This is a genomic window from Puniceispirillum sp. (SeqCode), assembly GCF_965657105.1.
Classification (GTDB): Bacteria; Pseudomonadota; Alphaproteobacteria; order Puniceispirillales; family Puniceispirillaceae; genus Puniceispirillum.
In genome coordinates this window covers 24,333-30,434 of record NZ_CBFHNB010000020.1, presented here as the reverse complement: position 1 = coordinate 30,434, position 6,102 = coordinate 24,333, and the positions used below count along the sequence as shown (strand labels likewise).

Below are 6,102 nucleotides of genomic sequence, written 5' to 3'. Positions count from 1 at the left end.
CGGCCTCTCGATCCTGTTGCGCGGTTTCATCTCAATAATGGTGCCAGGGTACAGGCGATTCATGGCGATGCTGACATATCAGCAAAGGGCAAACAGCAATCGGCAGGTTTGATGGTAAACTATCTATATGATGTGCCGCATCTAGCTGATAACCACGAAGCATTTGCCACGCATAATAACGTGGTGGCCTCAAGTGGTGTTCGCAATCTGGCGGCAGAAGCCAAAAACGTGACCCGACTTTAAGCTATTCCCGCTTGCATTGGAATGATCTTTGGCAAGGGGCGGTTGGGCTGTCATTCGATATTTGCACAGGTTGCCCGCGACTTTGCCTTTGATAAATACATTTCGTGCCTTCTTCGGGATCACGTTCGACTGTCATAAGGCGGCAAATTTCCATTTTTGGCACCTCTTTGCTATCATCACGCGGCACATATGTTTTGCCAATCGAAAAGGCAGGGCTGACAATGCCAGCCACAAGCATAGTCGCGATCAGGTGGGTGATGATAGCGCGTGTCATCAAGCTACCCCTCGTTTTCATTGGTCATGTCGATATCATCTTCGGATCCGGGCAGATAGGCTTTGCCTTGTATCGCGCGCGCGCCCAACTTGTCCATCAATTCGGGTTTGTCGCTGATAAGACTACGGATTGTATCTTCAATATGTTTTTCGGCAGCCTCGAATGACTCTGCGTCCATCTCGGCAACACCGTCGATGATCCAGTGAACTTTAACCTGCATTTTCGTCTCCTTATTGACAGCCATCGGTCATCGAAGGCTAGTTCTTGAAGGTCAACCCTTCAAAAATTGTGCCAGCCTTGACCTGTAACGTGACGATGTCTTCATCATCGACTTTACCTTGGGCGTCATCGCGGGCTTTGATGCTGCCATCTTCGCCTATGGCGGCGGCAATTGAATACCAGATATAGGCTGTTTCAAAATCAGCTTCCGCAAGCAATGTTTCATGATAGGATGCAAACTGCATGACCGCGGTGCGGTCACCTGCGTCGATCCGTGTCTGTAATTTCTCACGTAGGCTTTCACGGGCAGCATCCAGCGCTTTTTCAGGGATCATATCAGCCAGCTCATCGGCCAGTTCGGTAGCTTCTTCGATACCGCCAAGCACCGCAGACCATGCCCAGATCAAGGCTTGCTGGAAATTTTGTGGACGGCCTTTGCCAGCATGCAATAGCACTGCCAGATTATATTGGGCGTCATGTTGCGAGGCCTCTGCTTGAGCTTCGAAAATTCTGATGGCGGCGTCATAATCCTTGTTCTTGACCGCTTGAACCGCGCGATTGAACGCCGCGTCACTGGTCAGATCGGTATCGCTCGCGGTGGCATTATCTGTTGCCAAACTGGTTTGTGTGGCCAGCGTCAGCGCCAGTGTAAGCATCAGCGCCAAGTTAGCCAACATCCGGGTTCCACTAGCTAACATCCGGGCACCACATATCATCACGCGCTTGGCCATTACCGCCCTGCCATCATCACAAGTTGCAGATAGAACACTCGCAGCTTGAATTTGGAATTGGGGCGGCGTTCATATACCACGATGCGTGGCCGGTCGGTGCCGGGTTTTTGGAATTCGATCACCATATTTTCGGGCAGATGCACACCATGATTGGTCAGCGTGCCTTGAGGGTCGCGCGAAAACTGGTCGTTGAATTCCTTGTCGATCCAGATCAGCGCCAGCGCCTTACCCAGAATATCTGGCAGGCGTTTCTGCACATCTTTACGGTCGCCCAGATGCACATCGCCATTGACCAGACGGAAACCGCTACTGTCATTGTCGTTGCGCCGTGCGGGCGGATTGGCTTTCGGCACGGTGATAAGTGCATTTGGTGGATTAGTAGTCATGACACCCGAATGAACATAGAATCATAATTTAGATAGTGATCATATCATGCCTGAAAATTGCAAAATGGCAACTAATTAAGAGATAGTAAACCTATCAGTGATGAAAAAACCTATCTTCGTAATAAAAATATCAAAGGCCGTGATTTCGGCACAGAAATTGAATGTAGGCGTGTGTAATTAACCAAAGAGGGTCACTATGTTAGCCATAATCAGGTCAGGCATCGCCGCCGCCAACAAGGAAATAGGCGTCATTTCCAATAATATCGCCAATGCCAGCACCAATGGCTTTAAGCGCTCATCCGCCCAGTTTCAGGATATTTACGGCATAGCTGGTGAGAAGCGCGCCGCCGCTCAGGTGGGCATGGGCACAGTGTTTGACGCATCCCGCCGTAATCACTCGCAAGGGGCGTTCAAGACCAGCGGCAGCGAGCTTGATCTGGCGGTTGCTGGCGAGGGCATGTTCATCGTCGCCCCGCCGAATGCGGGTAATGAGCTGCGTTATACGCGCGATGGTTCGATGCGCCTTGATGAGAATGGTTTCATCGTCAATAACGAAGGTCATTTTTTGATTGGTCTTGATGGTGATCCGCTACGTTTGCCGTTGCGGCGTAATCCTACTGAAGATGGCGATGTTGCGGCTGAAGAGCTCCTGACATCGGTTACGATTGGCGTTGATGGCCAGATCAATGCGACATATGCTGGTGGGATGACTGGCGGCACTGGGGCGGTTATCAATCGTGGGCAGATTGCTTTGGCTCGTTTTCAGAACGAGGCTGATCTGACATCAAAGGGCAATGGCCAGTTTATCATAAATGCCAAAACTGGCTTGCCGGCGGTTGGCGCAGCTGGTCAGGGTGATTTTGGCGATGTGCTAAGTGGTAATCTTGAGGTTTCAAACGTCAAGATCAATGACGAGCTGACTAGCATGATTCGCGCACAACAGGCCTATTCGGCCTCTTCGCGGATGCTGCAGGCCGATTCAGATATCGTTAAAAAGTTCCTCTAATTCTCGGATCATCTAACTGATACGCTATTTCACCGGTATAGTGGCTGCTATGCCGGTGATCGCGATGATGGTTTCGCTATCGATGCGCAAATCCCCGTCAAGGCTCACCGCCAACGGATCCTCCAGCGTCAGAACCAACTCCATCGGGCGGCTGCTGGCCTTGCTCATATAGCGTGTGAGCTGGTCAAAATAATGCGTCGATACGCTTACTGCGGCGGTCATAAGCGGTCGATCAACAAAAATATGCAGCTGTCCATTTGCGACGGTTTCAGCCGCCCCGCTATTCTCCGCGGCATCTGCACGGGGCTGGATCGTCACCGCGCATTGGCCACGGGCGATATTCTTCAAATTACAATTGATTTTCAACGCCAGTGCCGGGTTCGACCCATCCAGTGCCGCGCTTGACCCATCCAGTGATATATCGGCCATTTGCACCGACATATTGATCTGGTCGGTTTGATGCCACATGCTTGCCTTGGCCTCAGCCACGAATGGCTTCCTGTTCATCGATCTGATCCATATAGCCGCGCAGGCGGGCAATGGCGGCCTTTTTGATCTGCGATACGCGCCCTGTGGTCACGTCCAGAATTTCGGCAATTTCATATACATTCAGTTCTTCGACATAATAAAGCTGAATAACCAATGCCTCACGTTCGGGCAGTGTGGTCAGCGCATTTTTCAGAACATTGCGCAATTCATTGTCGCTTATATTGTCTTCTGGTGTATTTTCATTCGACACAAACCATATTGAAAATTCGTCATACACATTATCCAGCGATTGATGCACATTCGCCTGAAAGGCCTGTTCCCATTCACGCATTTCTTCGGGTGCAATATCCAGATCACTGGCGACCTCATCAATAGACGGATCACGTCCCAACTTCTGACGCAGAATTTCTTCGGATTGCCGTGCCTTTTTTTGCATCTGGATTGTCGTCCGGCACAGATTTGAATTTTTGCGCAGATGATCGACAATACTGCCGCGAATACGGATGCTGGCATACGAGCTAAAGGCGGCTCCTTCTTGCACCGTATAATTCTGCGCGGCCATGACCAGCCCATAATAGCCAATCTGAACCAGATCTTCGATTTCGGCAGACGCGTGAACCCGACCATGAATATGCCATGCGATCTGGCGCACTAGCTCCATATGATCACGGATCAGGCTTTCAACGTCGGGTTTTTGTTCCGCGTAACCGGATTTCATGGGTTAAGCTCCTGCCATACTTGGTATTTTGTTGAAATAGCGGATGCCATTTGCTTGGTTGGGGGTGGCGTCCATTACGGCTTTGGACAGGCTTTGTAGCGCTAGGTTTTCAGGAAGATTTTTGTCGCCCAGGCTAATAGGACGACGTTCGACAATTGATTTTCTGATCCGGTTTGACAACGGTAAATACCCAGCTAACTCTAACTTTACATCCAGAAAACGGTACACGATATTTTGGAATTTAGCAAAATGTGCTTGTGCTTGACCTTTGCCTGTCACCATATTCACGACAATTGAAAAATTCTGCACACCCGCTTCCAGATTAGCCGCCTTGATCAGCGAATAGGCGTCAAGGAAGCTTGTTGGCTCGCCAACCAGAACAACAACAACACGGTCGGCTGCCGCTACAAAGGCAATCGAATTATCAGACGCGCCTGCGGGAACATCTGCCACTAGAACATCGGGCTTTGGCTCCAGATTATCCATCAGCCGGATCGTTTCGTAACGGGTTTTCTTATCCAGATTTAGCATGTCCAAAAGACCGCTTCCTCCTGACAGAAAATTCATCCCCAAAGGTCCCTGACAAACTGTATCGGCCAAGGGCACTGTGCCGTTAATCGCGTCACTGATATAATTTTGTGGATTTACCCCGAGCAAAATATGGGCATTGGCCATGCCAAAGTCGGCGTCAAGCAAGGTAACCTTTTTGCCCATGCGCGACAGAGTCAGGCTAAGATTGACAGCGATGTTGGTTTTGCCAACGCCGCCTTTACCACTTGCAACTGCGATTGAAGATGCCATGTCAGGATCACTCCGGCTTAGAAAAAACAAAGTTGTCCATAGTGGACGAAAGTAAATACATCAGCGCTTTCATTAGCAGTTCTCTTTTAAATATTGCGCTAATATTGCGTCTGTAGCAATGGCTATTCCGCCAACTATGGACTTTGTCCCTGTCAACAGGCCAATACCATTGCCATGCGTCAGCAGACTGCACAGCTCTGGTGGGGTGGCCTCGCACTCATCCAGCTTGGTCAGCGCAATCGTTGGTGATAATTGTTTATATAATCTGCACTGATGCGCAATCATCACGCTGCTGCTACCGCCTGGAATGGCCTGCACAACAGCAACCCGTGCTGGGTCTAGCGCCGCCGTGGCTTTGCGGATCGCGGCTACGGCCTGATCTGGTTGTGCGGACACATCCATAATCATCCGGCGGCTTGTTTCCTTGATCCGGATGGGCAGTTCTGCCAGCGGAAAATCAACCGATGGCATATTCATTAAACGGGCATGATCCTTGATGGTGTCACCTGACTGTCTTTCGGATGTGACGGTGCCCAGTATCATGTTATTGGCGATGCCGGTTTCCTTGCAATGCGCCGCAATTTTGGTTGCTAGCGTTGTCTTACCGCTACCGCTAGATCCCACCACGCAAATCAGGCGCGCCTCAAACAGATCCTCGGTGCTCGGGCGGATCAGTTGGCGTGCCAGTTCATTCATAAAGCTTAACCGCGCCTTTTCATACGCCTGACCTTCAAACGCATGTTGCAACTCAGTCACCACTTCGGGTGAAAATCCAGCCTGACGTAGCTTGATCGTCGAGCTATGCCCCAGTTTTTCACTAAGACCGTTCTCATCGGTAATCATCATGCCTGTCAGCATCGATTTCAGCATCGCCATATCTTTGCGCATCGCCGCCATATCAGATGGTGATGACTGATCCTCATTTTGACTTTTCGCCAAAGCTTTCAGTGCAAAATCTGCGGTTACATCAGTATTTTCCTGCGGCATGTCCTCGATCGGGACCTGAACCATTTTCTGATCGAAAAGTTCGGTAAAAGCAGGGGCTTTCTTGGCCACTTTTGACGGCCTGACCTTGACACGTTGCGCCGCGTCATTCGTCGCGACCATTTCGATCTTGCCGTTTCGATTGGCTGTTTTCAGGATCAATGCGTCATCCCCGAGCTTCTGGAAAATCTCATCCATTGCGGTTGCGGTATCGTTTGCTGATACGGTTATGGTGGCCATTATTTTATCCT

Annotated in this window: 10 protein-coding genes; 2 read left to right on the top strand and 8 right to left on the bottom strand. The window is 50.3% G+C overall.

Features of this window, described 5'->3' with window-relative positions; translation table 11 throughout:
• The coding region (locus ACTF7Q_RS04530; RefSeq protein ID WP_438996667.1) for a malonyl-CoA decarboxylase domain-containing protein at nt 1-243 on the top strand (243 nt) is incomplete at its 5' end.
• A gap of 1 nt (nt 244) precedes the next feature.
• Here ACTF7Q_RS04530 and ACTF7Q_RS04525 read toward each other — a convergent pair.
• The 4 genes from ACTF7Q_RS04525 to ACTF7Q_RS04510 are packed head-to-tail and all read right to left on the bottom strand — an operon-like array spanning nt 245 to nt 1,853.
• Complete coding sequence (locus tag ACTF7Q_RS04525) at nt 245-517, bottom strand: hypothetical protein (RefSeq protein WP_438996666.1); 273 nt, start codon at nt 515-517, stop codon at nt 245-247.
• Nucleotides 518-521: 4 nt separating this feature from the next.
• Nucleotides 522-737 carry a translation initiation factor IF-2 gene (locus ACTF7Q_RS04520; protein ID WP_438996665.1) on the bottom strand — a complete coding sequence of 72 codons (216 nt, stop codon included), beginning with the start codon at nt 735-737 and terminating at the stop codon, nt 522-524.
• A 37-nt stretch (nt 738-774) separates the two neighbouring features.
• Nucleotides 775-1,413, bottom strand: coding sequence for a hypothetical protein (locus ACTF7Q_RS04515; protein WP_438996664.1), 639 nt, complete (start codon nt 1,411-1,413; stop codon nt 775-777).
• Nucleotides 1,414-1,466: 53 nt separating this feature from the next.
• Nucleotides 1,467-1,853: a hypothetical protein gene (locus ACTF7Q_RS04510; protein WP_438996663.1), complete on the bottom strand. Its 387-nt coding sequence runs from the start codon at nt 1,851-1,853 to the stop codon at nt 1,467-1,469.
• 196 nt (nt 1,854-2,049) lie between these two features.
• Here ACTF7Q_RS04510 and ACTF7Q_RS04505 point away from each other — a divergent pair, with 196 nt between their 5' ends.
• Nucleotides 2,050-2,859 carry a flagellar hook basal-body protein gene (locus ACTF7Q_RS04505; protein WP_438996662.1) on the top strand — a complete coding sequence of 270 codons (810 nt, stop codon included), beginning with the start codon at nt 2,050-2,052 and terminating at the stop codon, nt 2,857-2,859.
• A 24-nt stretch (nt 2,860-2,883) separates the two neighbouring features.
• On the opposite strand, the gene ACTF7Q_RS04500 is transcribed toward ACTF7Q_RS04505, so the two are convergent.
• The 4 genes from ACTF7Q_RS04500 to ACTF7Q_RS04485 form a co-directional block, all read right to left on the bottom strand.
• A complete protein-coding gene (locus tag ACTF7Q_RS04500) occupies nt 2,884-3,366 on the bottom strand; it encodes a hypothetical protein (RefSeq protein WP_438996661.1) in 483 nt (160 codons plus the stop codon).
• Nucleotides 3,341-4,066, bottom strand: a complete 726-nt coding sequence (locus ACTF7Q_RS04495; RefSeq protein WP_438996660.1) for a sigma-70 family RNA polymerase sigma factor — start codon at nt 4,064-4,066, stop codon at nt 3,341-3,343. Before ACTF7Q_RS04495 ends, ACTF7Q_RS04500 begins: the two co-directional genes overlap by 26 nt.
• Before the next feature lie 3 nt (nt 4,067-4,069).
• The gene (locus ACTF7Q_RS04490) at nt 4,070-4,867 is read right to left on the bottom strand and encodes a P-loop NTPase (RefSeq protein WP_438996659.1); all 798 of its coding nucleotides are present in this window, start codon (nt 4,865-4,867) and stop codon (nt 4,070-4,072) included.
• Between the two features lie 72 nt (nt 4,868-4,939).
• Nucleotides 4,940-6,091: a hypothetical protein gene (locus ACTF7Q_RS04485; protein ID WP_438996658.1), complete on the bottom strand. Its 1,152-nt coding sequence runs from the start codon at nt 6,089-6,091 to the stop codon at nt 4,940-4,942.
• Nucleotides 6,092-6,102 lie beyond the last annotated feature (11 nt).